Source organism: Enterococcus villorum, from assembly GCF_007990225.1.
GTDB lineage: Bacteria > Bacillota > Bacilli > Lactobacillales > Enterococcaceae > Enterococcus_B > Enterococcus_B villorum.
This window is the reverse complement of record NZ_BJWF01000106.1, coordinates 1-510: the sequence shown is the minus strand read 5'-3', so window position 1 is coordinate 510 and position 510 is coordinate 1. Positions and strand designations below refer to the sequence as shown.

The window sequence follows — 510 nt, the reverse complement described above, 5'->3', positions numbered from 1 at the left end:
TCAAGACAATGATGATTTAATTGAACCAATACATTGTGCTTTTTTTAAAGAGGAACAGTACCAAGGCTATACAAGCCACCAAGAAGCAGTGTTAGCTTTTCTTACTTATTGTAATAGGGTATGGTCTATGCGAGTTCCAGAGTTAGTGCCGGGAATGAAGCAAAAACTAGATCAAGTACCTAAAGTAGAGGTAACATTAACTCCTGAGGTAGAGGCAAGGATAGAGGCAGGAGTGAACGCTCAGATAGAGACAGACATGAAGCAAAAGGTTAAGTCACTTAAAGCCAGGGGGAAAAATGTGGACTATGTAAAGTTACAAAAATATTTTGAACAATATAAGCAAGAATTAATACAAGACCGAAAAGAGACTAGAAAAATGCGTGAAGTGGCGTCCATACGATTTCCAAAATTATATGAATTAACTGCTAATGTCAAGCTTGTTTATACAAAAGATACTGATTTCGATTCATATAAAGGCTTTCCAATTCGTGTAAATCCTACAATGATGCA

General features: G+C 36.3%; 1 pseudogene. It reads left to right on the top strand.

The features are described from left to right. Positions 1-510, top strand: a pseudogene (locus EVI01_RS13550) (hypothetical protein); the annotation flags it as partial.